The sequence below is a fragment of the Capnocytophaga sp. oral taxon 863 str. F0517 genome (assembly GCF_000466425.1).
Taxonomy (GTDB): Bacteria; Bacteroidota; Bacteroidia; order Flavobacteriales; family Flavobacteriaceae; genus Capnocytophaga.
The window spans coordinates 7,975-8,796 of the sequence record NZ_KE992181.1 but is presented as its reverse complement, the minus strand read 5'-3'; the positions used below and the strand labels follow the sequence as shown (position 1 = coordinate 8,796).

The 822-nt window shown below is 48.2% G+C and carries 1 pseudogene; it reads left to right on the top strand.

Annotated elements, in window-relative coordinates:
- Nucleotides 1-822, top strand: a pseudogene (locus tag HMPREF1551_RS12510) (DUF5724 domain-containing protein); the annotation flags it as partial.

Here is an 822-nt window from a genome sequence, read left to right as displayed (position 1 = left end):
AGGAAACGATTGTCTCCCAATACTCTACCGTACCACGTGATGACTTCCAGCGGGGTGCTATCGATGTGGATTGGTACCACCGCGTGCATAAGGCGGTAGGCAAAGAGGGCTGGAAGCTCATTCAAGAGTCGGCCAAGTACCTCTCCGATGGGATGGGCTATCGCCGCGTAAAACTCTATTCTGCGGTACTTACAGGAGAAATCAAACTCACCGAAACTATTAAGAAGATTACTGAGAAGCGTGATAAGGACTATGTGATGGCCTTAGGTTTGGTGCCTATCAATAAGAAAAAAGTAGAAGAAGACTTAGTGAGCCGCTACAACCTCTTGCAGATCTTCCTCAAGGAAAGCAAGCAGTTCGGCCAGCAGCGACAAGAGAGTGAGAAGAATGCCGTTGAGATAGGCCTGGACAACCTCTCCCGCAATGCAGGTTATGAGGACAGCATCCGCTTTAGCTGGGCGATGGAAGCCAAGGCAACCCAACAGATTATGGAAAAAGCGACCCTTGTTATAGATGATACCTGTCTCCAATTGGTGGTAGATGATGAAGGTAAGGCCGATATTATCGTGACCAAAGGTGACAAGACCCTCAAGTCTATCCCTGATAAGTATAAGAAGAACAAGGAAGTAGAAGCCCTCAAGGACAGCAAAACCTATCTTACCAAGCAGTACAGCCGTACCCGCCTATCTTTGGAACAAGCGATGCTTTCACAAACCCTCTTTACAGCCGCTGAATTGGCCAAAATCTTAGAACACCCCGTGGTAAAGGCAATGCTTAGCAAGCTCGTGCTCTTCAATCCAGAGACCCAGGCTTCCGGCTTTT